At 42.2% G+C, this 24,294-nt stretch carries 20 protein-coding genes; 8 read left to right on the forward strand and 12 right to left on the reverse strand.

Annotation, left to right across the window (positions count from 1 at the left end; all coding sequences use genetic code 11):
- Window positions 1-83: 83 nt before the first annotated feature.
- The 8 genes from fecE to sbmA all read right to left on the reverse strand — a co-directional run bounded on the left by fecE (window position 84) and on the right by sbmA (window position 10,048).
- On the reverse strand, window positions 84-857 hold the full coding sequence (gene fecE / locus EES38_RS01945; protein ID WP_124935479.1) for a Fe(3+) dicitrate ABC transporter ATP-binding protein FecE: 774 nt from the start codon (window positions 855-857) through the stop codon (window positions 84-86).
- The gene (fecD, locus tag EES38_RS01950; RefSeq protein ID WP_124935480.1) at window positions 854-1,813 is read right to left on the reverse strand and encodes a Fe(3+) dicitrate ABC transporter permease subunit FecD; all 960 of its coding nucleotides are present in this window, start codon (window positions 1,811-1,813) and stop codon (window positions 854-856) included. Before fecD ends, fecE begins: the two co-directional genes overlap by 4 nt.
- On the reverse strand, window positions 1,810-2,799 hold the full coding sequence (locus tag EES38_RS01955) for an iron chelate uptake ABC transporter family permease subunit (protein ID WP_124935481.1): 990 nt from the start codon (window positions 2,797-2,799) through the stop codon (window positions 1,810-1,812). The genes fecD and EES38_RS01955 overlap by 4 nt, the downstream gene beginning before the upstream one ends.
- Window positions 2,799-3,707 carry a Fe(3+) dicitrate ABC transporter substrate-binding protein gene (locus tag EES38_RS01960; RefSeq protein ID WP_124935482.1) on the reverse strand — a complete coding sequence of 303 codons (909 nt, stop codon included), beginning with the start codon at window positions 3,705-3,707 and terminating at the stop codon, window positions 2,799-2,801. Before EES38_RS01960 ends, EES38_RS01955 begins: the two co-directional genes overlap by 1 nt.
- An 82-nt stretch (window positions 3,708-3,789) precedes the next feature.
- The gene (locus tag EES38_RS01965) at window positions 3,790-5,931 is read right to left on the reverse strand and encodes a TonB-dependent siderophore receptor (RefSeq protein ID WP_124935483.1); all 2,142 of its coding nucleotides are present in this window, start codon (window positions 5,929-5,931) and stop codon (window positions 3,790-3,792) included.
- A 156-nt stretch (window positions 5,932-6,087) separates the two neighbouring features.
- The gene (locus EES38_RS01970; RefSeq protein WP_124935484.1) at window positions 6,088-7,677 is read right to left on the reverse strand and encodes a methyl-accepting chemotaxis protein; all 1,590 of its coding nucleotides are present in this window, start codon (window positions 7,675-7,677) and stop codon (window positions 6,088-6,090) included.
- A gap of 101 nt (window positions 7,678-7,778) precedes the next feature.
- Complete coding sequence (locus EES38_RS01975; protein ID WP_243694130.1) at window positions 7,779-8,690, reverse strand: bifunctional helix-turn-helix transcriptional regulator/GNAT family N-acetyltransferase; 912 nt, start codon at window positions 8,688-8,690, stop codon at window positions 7,779-7,781.
- Between the two features lie 80 nt (window positions 8,691-8,770).
- Entirely contained in the window at window positions 8,771-10,048 is a 1,278-nt protein-coding gene (sbmA, locus tag EES38_RS01980; protein ID WP_124935485.1) for a peptide antibiotic transporter SbmA, read from the reverse strand.
- Window positions 10,049-10,356: 308 nt separating this feature from the next.
- Here sbmA and EES38_RS01985 point away from each other — a divergent pair, with 308 nt between their 5' ends.
- Window positions 10,357-10,635 carry a hypothetical protein gene (locus EES38_RS01985; RefSeq protein ID WP_124935486.1) on the forward strand — a complete coding sequence of 93 codons (279 nt, stop codon included), beginning with the start codon at window positions 10,357-10,359 and terminating at the stop codon, window positions 10,633-10,635.
- A 425-nt stretch (window positions 10,636-11,060) separates the two neighbouring features.
- A complete protein-coding gene (locus EES38_RS01990) occupies window positions 11,061-12,497 on the forward strand; it encodes a sugar porter family MFS transporter (protein ID WP_124935487.1) in 1,437 nt (478 codons plus the stop codon).
- A 53-nt stretch (window positions 12,498-12,550) separates the two neighbouring features.
- Here EES38_RS01990 and EES38_RS01995 read toward each other — a convergent pair whose 3' ends face one another.
- The gene (locus EES38_RS01995) at window positions 12,551-13,429 is read right to left on the reverse strand and encodes an AraC family transcriptional regulator (RefSeq protein ID WP_124935488.1); all 879 of its coding nucleotides are present in this window, start codon (window positions 13,427-13,429) and stop codon (window positions 12,551-12,553) included.
- Between the two features lie 323 nt (window positions 13,430-13,752).
- Between EES38_RS01995 and EES38_RS02000 the strand changes: the two genes are divergently transcribed.
- From EES38_RS02000 to EES38_RS02010, 3 genes are all read left to right on the forward strand, one after another.
- The gene (locus EES38_RS02000) at window positions 13,753-14,925 is read left to right on the forward strand and encodes a Gfo/Idh/MocA family protein (protein ID WP_124935489.1); all 1,173 of its coding nucleotides are present in this window, start codon (window positions 13,753-13,755) and stop codon (window positions 14,923-14,925) included.
- Between the two features lie 190 nt (window positions 14,926-15,115).
- On the forward strand, window positions 15,116-17,032 hold the full coding sequence (locus tag EES38_RS02005) for a PhoX family protein (protein WP_124935490.1): 1,917 nt from the start codon (window positions 15,116-15,118) through the stop codon (window positions 17,030-17,032).
- Window positions 17,033-17,240: 208 nt separating this feature from the next.
- The gene (locus tag EES38_RS02010) at window positions 17,241-17,570 is read left to right on the forward strand and encodes a hypothetical protein (RefSeq protein WP_243694131.1); all 330 of its coding nucleotides are present in this window, start codon (window positions 17,241-17,243) and stop codon (window positions 17,568-17,570) included.
- A 57-nt stretch (window positions 17,571-17,627) separates the two neighbouring features.
- Here the strand turns inward: EES38_RS02010 and EES38_RS02015 are convergent, their stop codons facing one another.
- Both EES38_RS02015 and EES38_RS02020 read right to left on the reverse strand, forming a co-directional pair.
- The gene (locus EES38_RS02015; RefSeq protein ID WP_124935491.1) at window positions 17,628-18,554 is read right to left on the reverse strand and encodes a sugar phosphate isomerase/epimerase family protein; all 927 of its coding nucleotides are present in this window, start codon (window positions 18,552-18,554) and stop codon (window positions 17,628-17,630) included.
- Between the two features lie 33 nt (window positions 18,555-18,587).
- The gene (locus EES38_RS02020) at window positions 18,588-19,499 is read right to left on the reverse strand and encodes a sugar phosphate isomerase/epimerase family protein (RefSeq protein ID WP_124935492.1); all 912 of its coding nucleotides are present in this window, start codon (window positions 19,497-19,499) and stop codon (window positions 18,588-18,590) included.
- A gap of 352 nt (window positions 19,500-19,851) precedes the next feature.
- Here EES38_RS02020 and EES38_RS02025 point away from each other — a divergent pair, with 352 nt between their 5' ends.
- A complete protein-coding gene (locus EES38_RS02025; RefSeq protein WP_208020385.1) occupies window positions 19,852-20,277 on the forward strand; it encodes a DsrE family protein in 426 nt (141 codons plus the stop codon).
- Window positions 20,278-20,470: 193 nt separating this feature from the next.
- Window positions 20,471-21,847, forward strand: a complete 1,377-nt coding sequence (locus tag EES38_RS02030; protein ID WP_124935494.1) for a GGDEF domain-containing protein — start codon at window positions 20,471-20,473, stop codon at window positions 21,845-21,847.
- A 40-nt stretch (window positions 21,848-21,887) separates the two neighbouring features.
- Here EES38_RS02030 and EES38_RS02035 read toward each other — a convergent pair whose 3' ends face one another.
- Window positions 21,888-23,426, reverse strand: coding sequence for a sugar porter family MFS transporter (locus EES38_RS02035; protein ID WP_124935495.1), 1,539 nt, complete (start codon window positions 23,424-23,426; stop codon window positions 21,888-21,890).
- Window positions 23,427-23,863: 437 nt separating this feature from the next.
- On the opposite strand from EES38_RS02035, the gene EES38_RS02040 reads away from it, so the two are divergent.
- A complete protein-coding gene (locus EES38_RS02040) occupies window positions 23,864-24,250 on the forward strand; it encodes a DUF2061 domain-containing protein (protein ID WP_124935496.1) in 387 nt (128 codons plus the stop codon).
- Window positions 24,251-24,294: the final 44 nt, after the last annotated feature.

Genomic DNA, 24,294 nt, shown 5'->3' on the forward strand with positions numbered 1-24,294 from the left:
TTTTAACTTCATGTTAAATATAGATTTTCTAAGGTTAGTTGTATTAAGAATGTAATACCAATTTGTTTTCTGAGAATTCGTTACTATCTGACGACACAAATCGGCGTTTTGGAAACAGGATCACGGTGAATCTCAGCATTGAGAGAAAAAACGTCCTCAAGCATCGCACTTGTTAAAACCTGTTCAGGCGTTCCTTCACAAACAATCTGTCCATTTTTCATAACGATAAGATAATCGCAATAGCGGCAGGCCTGATTGATATCGTGTAGAACAGTCACAACGGTTTTGTTTTCATCTCGCAAGGACTGCATTAACTTCATTAGCTCAACCTGATGATTTAAGTCTAAATAAGTCGTTGGTTCATCGAGTAACACAAATTCTGTATCCTGTGCCAATGCCATTGCTAACCACACCCTCTGACATTGACCTCCCGAAAGGTCAGTCACTCTCTTTTCTGCCAGACTATCTACCCCCGTTGCTTGCATTGCTTTCTCTATCAACTGGTTATCTTTATCAGATAATTGTCCCCAAAAACCTGTGTAGGGACTTCTACCATAACCGACGGCTTCGCGCACAGTAATCCCTTCCGGAGGCAGTTGAGACTGCGGAAGTAAAGCGAGTGTTTGCGCAAAGCGCTTGGCAGACCACTGCTTGATATTTTGATTATCACACAGGATTTGACCAGATACGGGTATCAGGATTCTGGCGAGGGACTTTAACAAGGTTGACTTACCGCAGCCATTAGGTCCGATAAGAGCCGTTATCTTCCCCTGAGGCACAGTGACAGAGACATCACTTACGATAATCGTATCCTGATAACCAACACAGAGATTTGCCGTAGAAAGTTGTTTTGTCATTTTAAACGTACCAATAGATAGAGAAAATAAGGAGCACCAAGCATGGCGGTAAGAATACCTGCGGGTAGTTCAAGAGGCGGATGAATAATACGAGCACACAGGTCAGCAACAAGTAGGAGGAGCGCGCCCACTAACATTGAAACTGGTAATAACCGCTGATGACGACCACCAATTATTTGTCTCGCAAGATGAGGGCTTACTAAGCCTAGGAATGAAAGAGGTCCCACAACCGCAACGCATGCCGATGTCCACCCGATGGCAATACACAAAACAGAAAGTCTGGTTCTGTTCACTTTAATACCTAATGTGTTTGCCTTTTCCTCTCCAAGCACCAGTAAATTCAGTGCATGACATCGCCATAAGGCAAAAGGCACTAGAATTAACCAGGGAGTTAGCATCCAAAGTTGGGACCATGTTCTTCCCCAAAGGCTTCCTGTTAGCCAAAGTAATGCGTTGTTCACCTCCATCGGTTGCGTGAGCAATACAAAATCGATTGCACATCCAAAAAAAGCAGACAACGCGACACCCGACAACGCCAAACGAATCGGCTGCGTCATCTTACGACATAGCATTAGCAGTAATATGGCGCTGAAAAGACCACCGATTAACGCAATCAGAGGGAGCCAAAACACACTCAGTCCTGGGACAAAAACCATCCATAAAACCGCGGCTAAACCCGCACCATGACTGATGCCCAAGATATCTGGAGAGGCCAGTGGATTACGCACAACCCCTTGTACGAGCGTGCCAGCACCAGCCAACGAAGCCCCCACGACAATGGCCAGAATCAAGCGAGGTAAACGATATTCATGAATGGTAAAGTACGACTCGCTTCCCACAAATAGACCTTGCCAAACTTGAGCTAGAGAGAGGTCGACGGCCCCTAACATCAAGCTTGAAATTGCAATAACGACGATCAGTATAAAAAGCGAGCCTATTTTATAGGTAGGATTCATACCGCTCTTCTCCTTACTAGGTAAAGAAAGCATGGCGCGCCAATAAGAGCCAGTACAGCCCCAGCAGGTGTTTCGGTTGGAAAGATAACAGCGCGACTTAATACATCCGCTAACACGCATAGAAAACTGCCTAAAACCATACAAACTGGAAGCAGTTTGCGATGATCATAGCCAACAAGATAACGACCGATATGCGGTACAAGCAGACCAACAAAGGCAATCGAACCAACCGCACTGATGCTGATACCCACTAAAATTAACACCGCAATACTGATGGTAAATCTAAGCCGAGATAGGTTGACACCAAGAGTCATCGCTCTCTCGTCACCCATGACCAACACATTGAGCCGTGGCGCTAAGGTGGTACAAACCAATAGAGAAACAAGGATTATAGGGGCTAACCAGTCGACGACGGACCATTCAACACTGGCGAACGACCCCGCCAGCCACACCATAACGCTTGATGCCTGATCCTCAACCAAAATAACGGATGCTTTGGTTATTGCTGCGCACAACGCTGATATCGCAATCCCAGCGAGTACCAACTGCGCTTTATTTGTTTTCCTATTGAAACCACCCCCGATCATCATAACTAATGTCCAGGTCGTGGCACCGCCTATCATCGCCGCCACTGCACTGGATATTGGAGAACTTGCAGCAGCAAAGGTTGAAACAAGAGCAATCCCAAGAATAGCTCCTGCATTAACGCCAAACAGTCCAGGAGAGGCGAGTGGATTCTGCGTCAGTGCTTGCATTAAGCACCCAGCTGCTGCAAGGCTTGCACCGACGAGTAGTGCGACCAAAATCCGAGGTAAACGCACATCCTGAACTAAAACCTGAGCAACACTATCCTGATCGGGTCTAAATAATCCCAACAGCGCATCATGACTTGAAATAGGAAACGCCGAAAACGCAGACAGTCCCCACCATGAGGTAAGGACTGTAACGACAATCAGTATTAGGACAATAGAAACATAACGAATCATTAGTTACTCTGAGTTAGCTTCATCAAATCCTTTGCCATGTATTCAGCAGCCATAATGCCACGGCACCTAGCCCATAAGTTACCATCAACATGATAGATACGGTGATTTTTTGCAGCCTTTAGCACTTTCCAAAGAGGTTGTTTTTCCCATTTAGCAACAATGCTATTGGCAACATAGTCACCCACAACAAGGTAATCAGGATTGATTGCTAATAACTGCTCTAAGCTAATCTGACGAGAGGCATTTTCATTTTTCAATACCGTCGAGCCTTTTAGTCCCAGCGCATGGATGACGCCACCTGCGTAGGAATCTCGTGAATGAGCATAAAACCCATTTTCACGAGCAACGCCAAACTGCACGGTCTTATCATTTAATCCAGCATGAGCAAGACGTTGTTTGTATTCATCCATCAATTCATTGTGCGCTTTTAAACGCTGAGTCATTTCGCTCTCTTTACCAACGACCTTACCGATAATAGCGGCCGATTTGAGGTTGCTTTCATACGTTTCACGACGAGAAGGCAGCAGCAAAGTTGGCGCTATTTTATTTAATTCTTTATAGATTCCCGAATGGCGATCCACATCAGCAATAATTAAATCAGGCTTAAGAGATGAAATGACTTCAAGACTAGGTTGAGAACGCGTACCCACGGAGCGCCAGTTATTCAATTTATCGCGTACACTTGGCAATAAACGAGATGGATCATTGTCATCCGCGATTCCTATTGGACTGACATCAACAGAAACTAACGCATCAACAAATGAGAATTCGAGAGCAACAATTCTCTTCGGCGTGTGATCGATAGAAAACTGACCATGACTATCGGTAACAGTAACCGCATAGCTTGACATAATGCCGAACGACCATAGACATAGGACTTTAAAAATAGCGTTGATCGAGTTTTTCATTTTTCTCCCTGCTCAAGTTGAGTGAGTCAAAAACAACGAAGGTCTGACATGACGTCAGACCTGGATTATTGAATCGATTATCTTAAAAATCGTAACTTGCTGTCAGATAGACACGACGGCCTTCACCCACAAAATGACCCGTTCTTTCTAAGAACCCACTCACAGCGTACTCTTTATCAAATAGGTTCTTAATATTGAGCTGTACGGTCCAATCATCCACCTTCGTTTGCCAAGAGGCGTCGTAGATAGTATATGGTTTGACTCGTTGTCCATCCTGACTTAGCTGTTCGCTAACATAACTTGCTCCAAAGCCAACTGACGAGTTGAGTGAGGCAAGATCATAACGAGTCCAGGCACCGAGTTGGTGGTGAGGCGCATTCGCGAATCGCGTACCGACACTGCGGCTTATTCCGTCATAAGCTTGTTTTACACGAGTATCGTTGTAGGCATAAGAAAGGTTAGCCGCCCAGTTTTCGGTTAAATCAGCGAGAACGTCCGCTTCAATACCCTGACTACGAACTTTGCCATAAGCTACGTATTTATCGTCATCCTCAGGATCTTCCTGCAACACGTTCTCTTTTATGATGTGGTACGCCGCAAGATTAAGGTTGACTTTGTTATCCAACCAATATGTACGAACGCCGACTTCTTTCATGATGCTTTCTTCTGGATCAAATGGTCCACCAGCGGAAGATGCTTGTTTAGCGGCATCCTGAGGTACAAACCCTGTAGCCACGACAGCATAAGGATGGACATTCTGGGTCAATTCATAAGTAGAACCAAGACGGTAGGACATCCCGCCACCGTCATACTCGTCAGTAGCATCATTTTTTATATCATCAATATGATCACTGAATCCGTCCCAACGTAATCCACTGGTGACATTCCAGCGCGCTGTAACATCCCATTGATCTTGCAGATATAAGCCGTAACGCTCAGAGCGAGTATTCGTCTCTTTATTTAGTGTCGTCGCAACACTGCTGGTATCTTCATCGTAAACGGGATCCGTCAGGCTAAGATTACTTGCCGTCCCACGGTAATAAACATAGTGAGTATCTATGTGGTAGTAATCAGCGCCCATCAATACAGTATGATCACCGTATTCTGCGATTAGATTGCCTGTGACAGAACCCGCTTTATGTTTCCAAAGTTGATCGCGTAACTGACGCTTGGTTGTGTCATAAACACCGTCGCTATCGGTATCTAACAGACCATTTGGCTCATGATAACGCTGTGTTTCCGTATTTTCGAAGTAGCGCAGAGTCAGATTTCCACTCCAATGCTCATCAAAGTAATGATCCAGACGAGCCTGATAAACCTGGGCATCTAAATCTTGATAATCCGAAGCTTCGTTTGCATTCCAATCTGTACTGGTCAGGAAATTACCATTATCATCCACAGGAATACCACGAAGACGGTAGCCACCGTTATGCTGCTGAACGTCCATAAACTGCAAACCAAGAGTGGTATCTTCAGACGTATCAATCTCATAACCTAAATCGATGATTCGATTTCTTACATCTGTATTCTTACGTGCTGGGTTTTCGTGGTCCTGATACACGCCAATACGGTATCGTTGTGTTTGTGCATCATTTGCCGATCCAGAGAGCTCTACACTTCCACTGGCAAAATCGTCATTACCACCTGTCACACTGACTTTGCGTTTCGTATCTACCGTTGGCTTCTTGGTCACATAATTAATGACACCACCAGGTTCCCCACCACCATTAAGTGCTGCGGATGGACCTTTGAGGACTTCAACTCGTTCGATATTAAACAACTGCGGAATAGAGAAACCTTCAAACGGATTTCCTCTCACGCCATCAAAAAGTGTCTCATCTTGACGAAAGCCACGAAAGGTTACGTAGGAATAATTGTACGCACTTAATCCACTGATCGAACGATAGAGATCGGTAATCTCACGAGCGCCTTGATCTTCGATGAGCTGTCTTGGCAAAACCTGAACAGATTGTGGTGTCTTATCAATATCGGTTGGCGTTTTCGTTGCAAAAGTCGTTTCTTGTGCTCGATACAATGATAATGCACGGCCATAGACTTTGACGACATCGTCTGAGCTGCTTGGTTCAGAACTATCGTCAGAGGATATTTGTTGATTCGTTTTTGACTCGACGCTACCACTATCGTCGGTCGCCCATGTTGGGAAAGAAGATGCAGCCAGCATCGCAAGCATGAGTGGTGTTAAAGAAAATCGTTGAGTAATCATTAGATTGTATAGGAATTATTTATCTCATTCACAAAAACTAACAGAGAATCATTCTCATTACAATTTTAATTACAGTTTTGTAAGTAAAGAAAATGCGACCTAAATAGGTCGCATATGCACGATAAAATGAATAATTACTATCCTGAATTATCGATATCAAACGCCAAAGCGCTGGATTTGCCCTCGCAGTTCTTTCAGCTCCATTAATAATTTATCCTTAACTTCAACACTCTCTTTTGTGAGCTGAGTGTTTACTTTTGCGACTTCAGAAATGTTACCGACACGAGTATTGAGGTCATCAGCAACATAACTTTGCTGTTCTGTTGCTGCCGTTATTTGATGATTCAAGTCGTTAAAACTGACGATCGAAGCGATAATCTCATCAAATAGGCTAATGGCGTCTCCTGCTTGTTGTGAGACTTTTTCAGTTTGGTCTTTTGAGTCGCGCATAGCTTTAGCCGCATCACTGGAACCTTTCTGAATACGTTCAACTACCGTTTGAATTTCGATAGTTGATTGATGAGTTCGGTTAGCAAGGTTACGAACTTCATCGGCAACGACAGCGAATCCTCGACCCGATTCCCCTGCCCTAGCGGCTTCAATGGCCGCATTCAATGCCAACAAGTTGGTTTGCTCTGCGATCCCTCGGATCACTTCCAATACCGATCCTATATTTTGCCCATCCTGCTCCAGAGTGCTCACAACCGAAGACGCCTCCTCCATCGATGCAACGACCGAATGTAATGAATTCATCGTACTGTTCAGTGTCTTTTGTCCTGAAAGTGAACGATTCTGTACGTCCGATGAACTTTGTTGAGTTTTTTGTGCAGAAGTTGCCACTTCATTTAGGGAAGCCGACATTTCATGTATGGACGTAGCGACCTGTTCAGTATCAGTATTTTGCTCTCTCGCTCGCGCATCTATCTGCTGCATGTTTTCACCGATTCGATCAGCAAGACTCGTAGTTTTATGAATGGTATTAGATACCTGAGAAACGACCCCATATACCACGTTAATGAATTGATTAATGTGCTTTGCCAATTCTCCCATTTCATCTGAGCTCTTCACATCAAGGGTCTTGTTCAAATTCCCGCTCGAGCTACCCAGTTCAGCAATTCTATCAATCATGATATGAAGCGGTTTGACAATAAAGCTTTGAATGACCCACAGAACAACGATGGCAACAATGATGGATATGACGATGATGAAAACGCCAGAGGTTTTAATGGTCGCTATAGTTGTCTCAAGCTCTTCAGCCGTTTTTTCTACCTTAGCATCTCCAGCCTCTTCTAATTCAGAAATAAACTGATGCATTTCATCCACGATATTGAGCAGAGAAACCAAAGACTGGGAGCGGGATTCCGGCGTACTTTGCAGCAAACCACGTTTAGCTTGCTCAAATTGACTGACATAGCTATCTAGCTTGCTAGTCTGAGCAGATTCAATTAAGCCCGCCGCTTTTAGGCGAGCAAAGGACTCATCAACTAAGGCTTCGGCATCTTGAAGAAGCTGTTTGGCTTTAGTTTGATCAATTTCTCCAGCTGCAAATCTCTGGAGATAGATAACTTGCTCTTGCAATCCAATAGTGCCTTCCATCGCACCGTCCGCGGTTGACCAAGCGGGGCCAGTAACGAATTCGAGTGCAGAAACCAAACGATTAACACCAGAACGACTCAACATAGAGCTCGCAATCACTAAAACGATTAGTGCAGCAATACACGCATACAACTTAGTACTAATTTTCATACTATCTTCTCACTACGCAACGGGAGTCATACTCCCTTCAATTGTTATTATTTTCTTAGTAAAAATTTAGCTGATGATTGCAAATAAGTCAGTCTTTTAAACTAATTGATCAGATCTTTAGCCATTACAACCTCACATGCATCATGTCCTGTATTGCCAAGCGGTCCTGATAACGGACGATAGCCAAGTTTCTCATACAAAGAAATCGCTTCCTTTAGACATGCGGTTGTTTCCAGATAACCTGTTGTGAATCCAAGTTGTACTGCATGCTGCTCTACCATATTGATAATTCGTTTTGCTAATCCCTGACCTCGACAACTCGGTAAAAAGTACATTTTTTGCAGCTCGCAAACGTCGGGCCGACCTTTTAGAGGCGCAAATCCTCCACCGCCAATGATCTTTCCGGCCAATTCAACGACCCAGTAACCGCAATTAGGTTGACTGTATACTCCATACATATCATCTAACGTCGGATCGGCAACGCCATATCCTTTGTCTGCTGTCAGCCCATATTCGGCTGAAACATCTCTGATTACTTGAGCGATATAAGGATTATCGGTTTTACAAAGCGGACGGATCACAAACCTGTCATGCTGACATGCCTTGACCAGACCCTTAATCAGATTCTCACACCCAGCCCTTATTTCGTCGGCCTCGTTTTCTGATAATGTTGCGAGGACAGAAGAGAAAAAAGCGCTTTGCTGACAGTCTAACTGATGCAAAACGGTCTCCCCCTTTGCAGTCACTGAGATAATTTGTCTGCGCTTATCACCACAATGCACATCTAATTGGACTAACCCAAGGTTTTCTAGACGTTTCACAGTACGACTTGCATTAGACTTATCGACTAGCAGTTGCTCAGCCAACTGATTGACTGACATCGGTAATAACTTAATTTCTCCCAAAGCGTGAGCTTGAACGGGCGTTAAATCAACCTCGCCACATGTTTGATCAAGCATTCCCAACAGTCGAACTAACTGCCTAGAGTATTGACGTAATATTGAATCCTGCATAATTCACCCAAAAAAATTGCGCACCGCAACAAATTTAGTTGCGGTACGCAATTTATGCAAGTGGTTTTATCAAAAAAGGGCTAATCGTTTTGATACGCTTCTTCTAAGGCGACACCATCAGGTCCGTTATCAACAGCGTGCTCAAATGCTTTCAAACGTTTATAAATAGATAACAGTTCAACAATCGTCGTCCACGAGTTAACTAAGTACTGAAATGAGCTTTCTACCTGACTGAACGCATTTAGGATTCGCTGCATAACACCTAGGGTAAATACACCAGCAACAATCGATGGGGCCAAAGCGATTATAGGAATAAACTGTCCAAACTGCAGATACCCATAACGTACGACATTGAAATACACATAGTGCAGATACAACCTGAAGTAATTATGTCTTACATTGCTGAAAAGCTGGTTTAACGTAATAGGTTGAGCGCGATCCTCATGGTCTTCGCCATAGACCAATTCTTTACGATATGCGGCCTCTACTTTTTGGTTTTTGAACTCTAATCCAGGCAGTTTCACACCAGCCATCGCGAGCAGGATGGTACCGAAAATAGACCATAGAATGGCAACAAAGACTAGGGCTTGGGGGACTTCTCCGACAATGGGTAATTCTTTAACATAACCCGATAATCCCCATAGAATCGGCAGGAACGCTATCAGCGTCATAATCGAATTAAGAAAGCTCACACCTAAACTTTCCATGATGGACGCAAAGCGCATCGTATCTTCTTGAATACGCTGTGAAGCCCCTTCTATGTGGCGCACATGCTGCCATTTAGAGGTATAGTAATCAGTCATTGCCGTACGCCAGCGAAACACATAATGGCTGACAAAGAATGCGTTACACACCGCCACGGTGATTGCCACCATAAGAATGACCATAACCGTTGATAGCTCAGAATAAAACTCGGTAAGCGTAATGCTATTGGGAGCCGATAGCGCTTTTTGAATCAGATTATAAAAATCTCCGTACCATTCATTCAGCATCACACTGACTTCTACCTGGAACCACGTAATAAAAACGATCAATGCCGATCCCATAACGGACCATTTTGCCCATTTCTGACCGCCAAACTTCATCCATAGACCCACAAAAATGGCGTAACAAACGAACATATATTGGTAAAGCCAGTAATTATTGGCATTAGTTTGTGCTTCCTGAAACTGCATTTTAGCCGCTTGAGACGCTTTTTCACCTAAAGCAGCGGGATACTCAACCCCAAACGCAGAAGCAAGACTGAGATGAGGTCCCAAGTCCTGAACAAAGATATACCAGGAAATGACACAAGCTAATGAGAACAACGCGAAGCTGAGAAAAAACAGCTTAGGTTTTGGAAAAAATGAATCGAACACTATGTATACCTCTTTTCTGACTGTGCGTAGAAAACCAAACTGCACTCAGAGACTTTTCTTATGATTTTTAAAATGACACTTCCAGTGGCAGGCAACTCACTTACCCACCCCGCTTTTTGAATTGAGCTGTTGAAGAGTATTGAAGGTTTTGACCGCTGAAGTAAACAAAAATTCACTCCAAATGTTCAACGACTTAAAAATAATACTGACATAAAATTCACATAACTCATTCATTCAGCTCACGATCATCATTTTTCTTCACTTTACTATGAATCTGTACTTTTGGTTACAGAAGAAACAGTAAGAACATGATAAGAATAAAACAAATCGTTCCCTTTGCTGCTCTGGCTGTACTGCTCACATTTTGGGGCATAGGGATAAATAACGCGTTGGCTAGTACTGATGTTCCTCATCAGATGAAACAATCACAATCGGCTGTAACTGACTGCAAAACTGGACAAAAGGAATGTGTAAAATCGTTGTCCAAAGATCAGAATAGTGCTCCCAATAAGGACTATCAGAAGTTAGAGGATGAGCTTAAAAAAGAACAGAAGCAGATGAAGACTCTGTCCGAACAAAAGAATTAAATGAAAACCGGCTGAAGCCGGTTTTTTTAAACCTGAAAATCCAAATTCACGTTAGATGTTTCTATCAAAATAAATTTAACTCTCTTTCAAAGATCTATCATTTTCATGATAGTTTCCAAATTAAAAACTCGCATAAATTTTAAATTAAATGAAATATTATTTACTTCAAAAATAAAAAACATTTCAATTTAATGTAAGTCTCAATTTTTATTATTTCCTATAAAATATTATCTGATCAAGATCTCTAATATTGCAATAACAATTAAATAAGCTTGTTTTGTGCTAATTCGTAATTTTATTGTTCTATCGGCTCTCTATATCTCTACATAACCTATTTATTAGATAGATAAATATGGCTCGATGCCATAAATATCGTTTTCGAAAATAATAACTAATGCAATTATGTGAAATATAAGGAGCACTCAATGTCTACTACCAAGTCTGAGCACAACGTGGCGTATGTACTATACGTATGCCTAGTTGCTGCTTTTGGAGGATTGTTGCTAGGATTTGACTCTTCGGTAATATCAGGTGCTATCGAGCCACTGAGTCAACACTACCAACTCACTGCGTCTGAAAAAGGTTGGGCAGTATCAAACGTCATTATCGGCTGTATTATCGGCTGCTTCACCGCGGGTAGTCTCGCAGATAAATATGGTCGAAAAATTGCCCTCATTATAACAGCTCTACTGTTTGCTGTATCGGCGCTGGGCTCTGCAATCGCAACGGATTTCACCGTCTTTGTCATTTTCCGTATGATAGGTGGACTTGCTATCGGTACCGCATGTGTTGTCTCTCCCGTCTATATTGCGGAAGTTGCACCAAAAGATATGCGTGGCCGTGCTTCGACCATGAATCTGGTATGCTTGGTCGGCGGGCAACTCCTCGTTCTTATTTCAAATTATTTAATTGCTCGCGGCGCAACTGACCTTTGGCTCGCAGATATGGGATGGCGTTGGATGCTTGGTTCTGAACTTATCCCATGTGTGCTCTTCCTTCTATTGATTGGATTTATCCCAGAATCTCCACGCTGGAACGTGATGAAAAATCGCGATGAATCAGCATTAAAAACACTCACTCGTATCTCTAATGAATCTCATGCTTTAGAGTTATTAAAACAGATTAAAGAATCTGTACGCTCCACTATTCAAGAAGAGAATCAACCAAAAGAGAAAGTTAAATTTACTAAACGTACTGTTATCTTTTTGGTCATTGGTGTAGGTCTTGCCACCTTTAACCAACTAACTGGTATCAATGTAATCCAGTACTTTGGCCCTACACTGCTCATGAATGTAACGGATTCCGTACAAGAAGCGATGTTTATGTCTATCTTCTTGGTCGGTTTACAGTTCGCAGGCGTTATCGTAGGTCTACAACTTATCGACACCCTGGGTCGTCGTCCACTGTTGTTATGGGGTTCTGTCGGTACTGCAATCTGCTTGTTGATCACATTTGTTACCTTCTTTATGGGTGTCAAAGGCTTCGCATCTGTTATTGGCCTACTTGGTTTCATGTTCATATTCGGTATCACCTGGGCACAGGTTATCTGGGCCGTTATCTCCGAAATATTCCCGAACCATTTAAGAGCGGTCGGCACTGGCTTCTCAATTTCAGCAATGTGGATTTCAAGCTTCGTTATCAGCCAAACATTCCCAATGCTTAATGAAAGTTCTTGGTTAGTAGACCGATTCCACGGTGGCTTCCCACTGCTTGTGTTCGCAGTAGGCGGAGCTATATCATGGTGGTTTGTAAAAGCTTATGTTCCTGAAACAAAGGGAATTCCATTGGAAGAAATGGAAGACCTAGTCCTAAAGCATAATGCGTCAAGAAAAGACCATCATGCAGCTAAAGTCGTTCAGTAGTTGATAAAAATGGCCAGTGAACTGCGAAGTTCACTGGCCATTACGTATTTCTCTTAGGCTAACTTTCTTGCAGACTTAGAATACAAACGAGGAGAACAGCCAACATACTTCTTAAATAAGCGAGAAAAATAGTTGTAGTCGTATAACCCCACTTCTAAAGCAATTTCACTAATCATTTTATCTGTCGATACCAACATGTGACTGGCTCGGGTAATCCGCAGTCGATTCAGATAATCTACAGGCGTCAATCCTGTCGTTTCTTTAAAAATTCTTCTGAAATGATTGAGGCTAATATTGTGTTTCTGGGCAATGGCTTGAAAATCAATGTCACCATCCAAATTCATCTCTATTGAATTCAGTATCTTAAAGATAAGGTTATCGTTCTTTTCCAGTTGATAGATGTAGCTTTCATATTGAGCTTTCATTTTTCTTTTGATCATCAAGATGAGAATTTCCAGATACTTAGTCTTCATCAACGCATAATTCTCATATCCCTTATCTTGCTCTTCCAACATATTGTAAAGCATCGTGATAAGGAAGCTCATCTCATGTGGCTCAAGATGAATAATACCCTGATCATTGATATCAAAGTCCAGATTGACAGGTGTTGCTATATCTTTAGGAAGCATATCTTCGAGGTCAATCACCATAGAAGCTATTTCATCACTTAGCTCTTCAAGGAAAAACTGGCAGTTAAAAATCGATGAGACACTATGAATCGTAAAACCATGTGCCCTATTTGCAGGAAGAAGAAAACAGTCTCCTGGAACTAAGAGAGCTTTACTGTTATTAAACTCATGAGTACATGACCCCTTCTCTACCAAAAAAAGTTCATAGTAATTATGGGAATGCATTTCTACTTTCTGCGAGCATACGACACGTTCAACTTCGAATATATTGATAACATTTCGATTTTTTTGAAAATAATCCATTATTTATCTCTTTATTCACGTTATTGGTCAGTTAAATATCAACTCTAGATAATTTTAATATTATTTTTAGTTTTAAACTTATATTTAATTCAGAAAAACTCATTTATGTGCCATTAAAAATATTACTTTAATCACAAAAAATTAATTAAGAATTATTGATCGTTGTTTTGTGCTAGTGAAATTACGTTTTGTTCTTTTTTTGATAGTGAGGAAAGCTTAATTTAAGTTTGATTGATGTCTTTAGTTGATAGGAAATATCAACAGCTTTTATCAGAGAATCAAGAAAGTCATCTGATTAGGTTTTAATTTCTTGGAGTAAGATAATGATAAATGGAGAAAAAGTAACAACTCATCCAATTCGTTGGGCTATGGTTGGAGGAGGTAAAGGCAGCAATATCGGTTACATGCACCGTTCTGCCGCTTCTCGCGATAACATGTTTCAATTGATCGCTGGTGCATTCGATATTAATGCTGAAAGAGGCAAAGAATTCGGAACCATGCTTGGTGTAGATGAAGATCGATGCTACCCAGACTACCAAAGCATGTTTGCTGCTGAAGCAAAGCGTCCAGACGGTATAGAAGCTGTTTCAATCGCCACACCAAATGGTACTCACTATGAAATATGTAAAGCAGCCTTGAATGCAGGCCTTCATGTGGTTTGCGAGAAACCACTATGCTTTAGCAATGAACAAGCGGATGAACTGGTTGAATTGGCCCAAAGTAAAAACCGTATCGTAGGTGTTACTTATGGTTATTCAGGCCATCAAATGATTCATCAGGCGCGAGAAATGATCGTTAATGGCGATTTAGGTAAAGTCAGACTCGTTAAAATGCAATTTGCACACGGTGGTTTCAACACAGCGATCGAAAAGGATATCCCAGGAGCCAAATGGCGGTTGGATCCTAAATTTGCGGGACCGAGCTTTATCTTGGGTGACGTTGGCACACATGTTTTCTTTTTAGGCGAAACTATCGTTCCTAATTTTAAAGTCGAAAAATTGTTATGTGCTGCCCAAGCATTTGTTGAAGGCCGCCAGCTAGAAGACAATGCTGAAGTGATGATGAAGTGTAACGATGGTATATTCGCATCACTTTGGGCTAGCGGTATCAACTGCGGTGCGCAACATGGCCATATCATTAGAGTCATTGGCGAAAAAGCCAGCATTGAATGGTGGGATGAACAGCCCAACCAATTAAAATATGAAGTTGCTGGTAAACCCGTTCAATTACTCGAAAGAGGCGCAGACTATCTTTACGATAATGCTCTGGTTGATGACCGAATCGGCGGTGGACACGCAGAGGGTCTATTTGAATCATGGGCTAACCTGTACCGACGTTTTGCTATCGCGATGGACGCAACCGACAAAGACGATCAGGCAACACTTAATTCTTTATGGTATCCGGGAGTGAAAGACGGAGCGATGGGAGTCAAATTTGTGAATACCTGTATTGAGTCAGCCGACAAAGGCGCAGTCTGGGTAGACTTTCAACAATAATTAATCTCTCCTTCGCTCCTCCTCGTTCTGCTTACGCTTACATAAATTCGTCACACGAGCGTAAGCAGAACGTCATATTCCATTGTTACATTTTTGTTGGATTTAGTTACGTGCCAGAAAACCGAAATGGATAGCTCGGTTTAGCGCGTCATTAAGATACTTTGTCAGTCTTTGTACTAGGAAAACAAAAATGTCTCACTCTTCTCAATCTATCGATTCCAGCCGCCGTCGTATGCTTCGTTTTCTTGCTGGAGCGCCAATGCTACCTCTCGCCGGAGGCCTAATGGGAGCAGGATTTAGCTCTCTTGCTTTAGCTGACTCAAATTCAGAACTCGAATTTATTCGCTTCTTACCCATGGATGCTCCGACTCTGGACAATCCAGCAGCAATGTCGACAACCACGATTGGCTCGGCACTGCAACTCAAGTTCAAAGATGGAAGCAGCAGAGAAGTCAGGCTTGCATATGAACCGTTTTTTATTACTGGCGATCATGTTTCTGATGGTATGGGTAAAACTGTTATTGCAGGCGGATACTATGATATCAACAACAAGCCAATTCTGGACCCAACGGCTGGAAACCGTCAGTTTTTCTCCGACTGTCCAGATGGTTCAAGTCTTCTAATGGTTGAAAATGCGAAAGTAGACGGTGTGTACGGCAACCCTGTTTTTGCGGTTGTTCAATTTGAATATACCAGTCGCAATGGTGCTGACGAAGATATGTACGGTCAGCTTCCTTCGCCAATTGCGGTATTAACCTTGGATCAAAACCCGGCAACGGGAGCATTAAAGCTGGTTAAATACCATAACGTTGACACATCAGGCGTTGAAGGACTTTGGATTACCTGTGGTGCAAGTCTGTCGCCATGGGGAACGCACCTATCTAGCGAAGAATATGAGCCAGATGCATCTGATCTGGACAATGCTGAATTCAAAAGCTTTAGTCAGCATTTATTCGGTGATAAAAACAGAGCCAATCCATACAACTACGGACATCTACCAGAAGTGACGGTCCATAAAGATGGAACGGGTAGTATTGAAAAACATTACTGCATGGGACGTATTTCGCACGAGCTTGTTCAGGTGATGCCAGACGAACGAACAGTCATCATGGGTGACGATGCGACGAACGGCGGGCTATTTATGTTTATCGCCGATAAAAAGCGTAACCTTTCTTCTGGTACTCTTTACGTCGCGAAGTGGACTCAGACATCGGGCAAAGGTGCCGGTGCGGGGGACATCAGTTGGATAAAACTGGGACACGCCACTAGCGATGAAATCAAAAAGCTAATCGACAGCGGAATCAAAGCCACGGATATCATGGATATTCGAACTAAGGATCCGAAAGACAGCAGCTTTACTCACATACGTTATAGCGGAAAAGACAACTGGGTTAAACTCAAACCTGGGAAAGAAAAAGCCGCGGCCTTCCTAGAAACACATCGCTACGCCGCGCTGGCAGGCGGATCTCTTGGTTTCACCAAAATGGAAGGTACAACCGTTAATATCGCTGACAAGAAAGCGTACTCCGCCATGTCATATATCTATAAAAGTATGACAGACGGTACAACGGATATCCATGTAGAGGGACCAAAAGCAGGCGCTGTTTTTGAACACACCTTAAAAGGCGGTCAAAAGGACAACAACGGCGCCAATATTGATAGTGAATGGGTTTCTACACACATGGAAGTCCCATATAACTTAATCGGTGAAGACTTAGCTCAACCAGATGCTCTGGGTAACACAGCACATGCCGATCGTATCGCTAACCCTGACAACATCAAGTTTTCTGAAAAATTGAGAACACTCTTTATCGGTGAAGATAGTGGTAACCACGTCAATAATTTCCTCTGGGCATATAATGTCGATACCGGTGATCTTGCGCGAATTCTCTCCTGCCCTGCGGGTGCTGAATCTACCGGTTTACATGCTGTCGATGAGATTAACGGCTGGACATACATTATGAGCAACTCGCAACATCCCGGCGACTGGGAAAGTCCATTACATGACAAGGTTAAAGAAACACTCGATCCCTTTATCCGAGCTAATTACAAAGATCGATACGGTTCAACGGTGGGCTATATTACGGGAATGCCCAAAATAGCTTAGACATTTTCTTGTCATAACATACTTTAAACAGCCAGCGTCGTCTGGCTGTTTTCTCATCAAACGACTGACATCTATTTTTCATTTCTCCACTTATTCAAACGATACGTTGATACCCAGTAAAAGTTAAGTCATAAACCTGCCCCATAACTTGCGCCTCATTCCATCCAAATATCTAATGCTTTGAGATGGAGAACAGCAGGACTATCTTATGTTAAGAAAATGGCTGATCGCGGCTATTATTGGTTTGCCTATTGGTATTGCTCAGGCAGACACTATTTCGATTGAAACCAAATGCCTTGAAGTGAAAGTGGATGGGCTTAGTATTGGCAGCGGAGATTGTGGTCCACAGAGACACTATCATGAACCAGCTCGCCATTACGACGAGTACCATTACCATGATGGTCCGAGAGGCCCTGAGTGGAAACACCGCGCTAAGTGGAAACATAATGGGAAAGGTAAACCACCGGGTCACTGGGAAAAGCGTGAAAAAGTAACATATGAAGAAGAATGGTATTACACTGAGGGCCACCGACACTAATCCACTATGATTGCGGTGTCACACCGCAATCACTTAGCTTCGACCGAGGGTTACGCTCTAATTAAACCCCACTTCATGCAAGTAAGTCAGACTCTCTTTTATATCATTCAGCGTTTTGTGATGTTCACGAGGATCTCGTTCTTGCTCTAGTGTTATCCAGCCGTTGTAGCCCAATTCAGATAGCGTCTTTATTATCGCACCATAATCAACTGCTCCTTTGCCGATAGGACACATAACCTTATTCTCGCAAGCTTTGAAGAAGTCCATTTCTTCCGTAATCGCGCGATCATAAACCGCCCTATCAATATCTTTAAAGTGAATAAAATCTATTCGATCGTATTTGTCTTTAAGCCACTGGGCAGGATCCATTCGTGAGTAGTAAAGGTGACCCGCATCCAAACAAAGTCCCGTCGTTTCATAGCTTGAATTGTCTAGAAATCTATCGATTTCATCTGCAAATTCAATATACCCACCAGCGTGTGGATGCAAGACCGCGCGAACCCCATATTTGGTCCAGGCAAGCGTCGATATAAATTCAATGTTTGTCAACAAAGATGCCCAGTGTGTATCATCTAGCCTAGGCGCCTTATCTGGATTTCCAGCATAAGGACTGCGCTCTGGTTTGATAATATCGATCAGTACCAAATATGGCGGTGCAAACTTACCACCATTTACCAGTTTTTCTTTAGGTAACTGAGAAATAAGTGAGCATATGTCCTCCGCTTTTTTTATCAGCTGTGGTAAGTTTTTCTCGGAAACAAAATCATCGAACAACGTTCCTCCGATGATGTTTAAGCCTCTTTTCCGTAGCGATTCAGAGACAAGTGGTGGATCAAGAGGAAAGTAGCCATAAGGGCCTAATTCAATTCCTTTGTAACCAGCCTCAGCTACTTCATCAAGAACGTTTTCCCAGGAAGGAATGTAGGGATTATTTGGATCTTCGACGCCCCATGAACAGGGCGCACTAGCAAACCTGATACTCATTGTGTATACCTCGATATCGTAAATAAATCATCATCAACGAATGTTGAGTAGCTCTTTTTCAAGCACCGACTTGGCTTGTATGCCGTCTTCCACTGCTCTTTCAGGGAAACCAAGTGGATTAAATGTCGCGATCGTGTCGGGTTGATCACCGAACCCCATTTCACGCAATGTGGCGAATATCCGGTCGAATGGAATATCTCCAGCGCCAATTTCACCGATATGAGCATGACAACGCACCTGTCCACTCCAATAAAGCTCTGGTGGATTGACGTTGTAACGGAATAACTTGCTGTAGTTATAAGTGTCAGCAACGATGATGTGTTTTAAATGCTTACCGGCGTATTTCAACATCGACTCGACGTCGCCAATACCCTCGTCATAATGAAACGTATGAGGGATAGCAAAAAGATAGCCAAATGCCGGGCTATCGTAGCAACGCACGATATCGCAGGTATCATCATTGCGTTCATAAAAATCGTTCGGATGGGCCTGCATATCCAAACGCATTCCTTTGCTTTCCATGATCGGCAATATCTCGTCGAGAGAGCGCATCAACTTAGCTTCACAAAGTTCAGGCTGATTGCGGTCGCCACCAAGCTCTGAGTTAAATACCTTCACCCCCATCACATCAGCAATTTCGATCATGCGTTTCCAACATTCAACAGCATACTCTCGGACGAACTCATCGGGGTCGGCAATACGGAAACCTGTGGTAAGAGAAGCGATTTTTAAGCCATTCTTTTCAATTTCTTTTGCATGCCATAACGCTTCTTCATTTGTCGCTTTAGGTCGTTTCCAATAACCAGGGAAATAAAGATCATAAGGAGAGATATACTCATAACCAGCTTCCGCTACTTTTTCATACACTTCTTCGAAAGGGATAGATGAGCGTATTCTGCTGCCTTGAATTTCCCAAAACGCACTGGTATCAAATGTAATTTTCATCAGGCTGTTCCTTAGTTTCGTTCAGTCGTAACAACGTAATTCCAGTCAACTGCGAATTAGTTTGTTTTACGGTTTTCAGTACGAATAAAAGGTTAGCACCAGTCAAATTAAGGTCGTTAGCACATAAAAATGAGTCTTTAGCACAATAGCTTCATCAAGTGATAATTCTGTTTAAAGTGTGATCTGAAGTAACTTCAACATTAGCAACGTATCGCATTCCTGATATCGATATATCACTCTATTATTTAAACCATTAATGCTAAAAATCTCATCTTTTTAACTATTTAGAATCACAAATGGAGTTTTGTAATCCATATTTTAAGTGATCTATGCGAACAACAAGGGAATCATGATGATGAAAAGTCTGAAATACGTGGTCGCAATATGTATGGCGATTTATGGACTCGTCTGCAGCTACTCTTACGCGGCGGTAAACGCTGACCCATTATTTATTAACATGACCAGTGACGATAGCCATCGGTCTGAGATGGCTATTGGGTTTGGTAAGAACCAACTGGAACGCGGTCATCCACTCATCGTGTTTTTGAACGACAAAGGTGTTCTAGTTGCAGCAAAGCAGAACAATGTTGAATACACGAATCAACAACGAATGCTATTAGATATCATTGAATCAGGTGGTGTGATTTATGCCTGCCCTAGCTGCATGAAGTTTTACAATGTTGAAAAATCAGAGCTACTCGATGGGGTCAAAGTCAGTAATCCCAATGCGATAGAGGCCGAACTCTTTAAAACGAACACGAGAACCCTTTCTTGGTGATCGTCATGGGTATGAACCGATGGCTCATGCCCTACGGAAAATATTCATAAGAATGAACTAAGATATTTGACTCATTGGCCTACAGCAAAATGAATTCTATTAGACCTTATTAAGAAAAATATTAATTGTTTTAAACCCTTAGCATTCGGTAAAATAAAATCCTTACCTAAAACAATGAAATACACAGGCCAATATGACGCTATTTAATCTAAAACATGCCTCAATCAAACAAAAAATAGGCGGTTTGTTTGTCGTCCTACTTGGCTTCTTATTTTGCGTCATTATCTTTTCAGCATATAAGCTTCATGAACTCGAGCAAGATATGAAGGAAGTGGCTTATCTGGATATACCGTTAAGCCAGATTATTACTCAAATTGAGTTCATTGAGTTAGAACAACATCTCCAATTGGAAGAGTATCAACTGCAACAATCGGGGCAGAAGCAAGATTTAAAGCCTCATCAGGAGTTCGTTTTTCAGAAGAAGAAACTGAAAAAACTGGTTGATAAGGCGGTCAACTTACTTGAAACAAATCTGAAGAATGATTCAATTGTATTGGATCCCGCAGATCACCAAACGGTGCTAAATCAACTTGAAATATATCGAATTCAAAGCGAGCAGTATGAGCAACATCTAGACCACATCTACCAACAGGATGGTATGAGTCAGACTGAATTGAAACTGACCGAGAACCTTGCTGATAAATTAGAAACAGAAGAAAAACAGCTCATCACGTTATTAGGTAATCTCGCGACTAAAGACGCTTATTATACAGAACAGCACGAAGAAAACTTTTTCATCATTAATTCAGTATTAGGCGCCAGTGCGCTCGTGCTGGGATTGTTTCTTACCCTGTATATTATCCAGATCATCGTGACCCGAATTCAAAGCATTCAAACTAAAATCAAATCTTTTGATAGAAAACTTGAAACGCATAGCGACATTCAATTGAGTACCGAGCCTCAGCCTCAAACAACAAAAGATGAACTAGAAGAACTCGAGTTTGATGTACAAACTCTCATGTCCAAATTAACTCGAGAGATAGCCACCAGAGAGCAGGTAGAAAAGCAGCTGCTCTACCTTGCAACACGAGACAAACTGACTGGGCTTTTCAACCGCCACAAATGGGATGAAGAGATCAATATGCACATTAGCCTTGCGCAGCGAGATTGCCCGTTTGGTCTAATGCTATTAGATATCGATTATTTTAAAAAGATAAATGATAAATATGGCCATTTAGCCGGAGATAAGGTCTTGAAAGTGCTGGCTCACTCACTTTCAAACCGTGTTCGCGATGTTGATATGATATTTCGTCTTGGCGGAGAAGAGTTTGCGATTATCTGTCCAATGAAAGATGTGTCCTATACAGAAAAAGTCGCAGAGGAAATTCGCGGTACAGTACAAAATCTGGATATTGAAAACCTACCAGGATTCACTGTGAGTATTGGTGTCGCTACTTATCAGGATTTGGATAATAGTGCTTCAATATTTAAACGTGCGGATATGGCGTTGTATCAAGCTAAAGCTCAGGGCAGAAATCAAGTCGTCACAGAAGAACAATTGAATGTTTAAATAAAGGCTCTGATGTTGTCAGAGCCTTTATCATCAGCTGTTAAGCCACTTCGGTTTTACCGCCGTCTTTCCACTTAGTGGTTGAAGCTTTGGATTTTTTACTCATCGGAGCTGGTACTGTAGTCTCAGACTTACCTTTATTCTTAAACCGATTGGCATAGTTGATAACGTGCTTTTCCATTTTTTCCAACTGAATACCATTCGTTTCAGGAAGGTAACGATAAAGGAAGTAGTACGATATCGCCATAAAGCCAGCAAAGAGCCACATTGGAAATGCACCGTGGAAATGCTCGTTTAACCAAGCATTATCATTGAGAATCGGGAATCCGAGACCAACCAAAAAGTTACTTAACCAAAGTGCAGTGACAGCAAGTGACATACCAAATGAGCGCATACGGTTAGGGAACAACTCAGATATGACTATCCATGCTCCCAAACTCCATGAGAATGAATAGAACAACATAAATAGCATCATACCGAACAATGTCAGATAACCGCTTGTCATGGCAGACCCGCCAGTAACAGCACTTGACTGGTAGATAAAATATGAAGTGACCATGAGTCCGACAACAGAACCCAACGAGCCGATTTTCAGCAGTGGAATCCTACCCACTTTATCCATCAGAACCGAACCCACCGCGGTACCAAGCAATTGAATAACACCAACCCAAATAGTTAAAAACATCGCAGTTTCTGTACTACCCGTTACTCGTTCGAGTACGACTGGCGCGAAGTACATCATGACATTGACACCACTAGCTTGCTGGAAAAATGCCACAGAACAGGCAAGGAAAGCGAAAAACCAAAAACGTCCTTGCTTCATTAAATCTCTGGCTGAAAGCGTTTCTGCATGCTTTTTCTCATCCTCAGCGATAGCGTCTTTGATCTGCAGTAATAGCTTGTCAGCATATGCGTTGCCACCAATTTTTGTGAGTACTTTATGAGCTTCTTTATCACGACTTTCCATGACTAACCAACGAGGAGACTCAGGTATAAAGATTGCAAAGAAACAAAAGGCCAGACATGGAATGACTTCCGAGCCAATCATAACTCGCCAACCGTAATCAACCATCCATGCCTCAGTCGCCCCTTTGGCAATCATGAAGTTAACGAAGAAAATAACAACTTGCCCACCAACAATCGCAAAGTTTTGCATACTCAATGCACGACCTCGAATGTCTTTGGGAGAGATTTCCGTCATGTACATCGGAGAAACAGCAGATGCGATACCGACCGCGACACCACCAATCATACGGTAGACAATGAACCAGAAAAAACTATCAACCAATGCGGCACCGAGTGCAGAAATCGTAAATAAGACAGCAGCAATAATCAGTGCATACTTACGTCCGACTTTAGTCGCGAGCGAGCCCGAGCCAAGCGCACCCAAAATGCAACCGATTGCAACATTAGACACAGCCCAACCGACACCGAAAGAATCTAACTGAAAAAAGGTTTGAATTGGGTTGATTGCCCCAGAGATAACGGCCGTGTCATAGCCAAGTAACAGACCGCCTAATGCAGCGACCCCACAAATAAGTAAAATGTAACGTAAATTATAGCTTTTAGAAGATAACATAACGGATTCCCTCAGCGTACTGAAGTTACAGTCCTTTAATGACGAGTCTTATGAGCCTCGTAAGGCAAAATGTAACAAAATAGTATGTACCGTGATTCGGCAAAAATTCGTGTGATGACGAACTAAGAAACTTTGAGAGAAAAGCTAAGGGACTAGATAAGGGAACAAATTATGGGTAATGGATTTAAATGAACGCGTTCGCTCTAATGCTAATGTCGTTTGAAATGTACTCAAAACAATATTCCTTTTGTTGATAACACACTTTTACCGTAACAATAATTTAACTTGCAGTCAAATATCGATAATTATCACAAAAACTCTCTTATTTTGGATCTGAGTTAACTTTCTCCTATCAAATTGATAGACAACAACCAATAGCAATAATGATAATTATTATCAACAATAACACCAAGGTTAAGTCATATAGGAGAGGTAATATGAAAAAGACCATCACATTTGCTGGAATTCATTTTACTATCGCATTTACAGTCGCATATGTGCTTACTGGAGATATTATCTTGGGTAGCATGATTGCAATGCTGGAACCCACAATTAACACAGTCGCTTTTTATTGCCATGAAAAGTTTTGGCTATCACTACCAAAGTTACAACGTAATGCTCATAAGCTATCCATAAAAACATTATCGTTCGCCTGTGTACACTTTCTTGTTGCGTTTTCTGTCGCTTATTTATTAACAGGAAGCTGGCTGATTGGTGGAGTAATGGCGTTGATTGAACCGAGTATCAACACATTCGCATTTTATTTACATGAACGTGTTTGGTTTAAGAAAAGTTCGCTACCAAGTTTGACGTGCACCCATTGAAAAAATCAATAATCCCAGCAAAACACTGGGATTATTGATTGTCA

The sequence above is a fragment of the Vibrio viridaestus genome (assembly GCF_003856525.1).
In the GTDB taxonomy this organism is placed as follows: Bacteria; Pseudomonadota; Gammaproteobacteria; order Enterobacterales; family Vibrionaceae; genus Vibrio; species Vibrio viridaestus.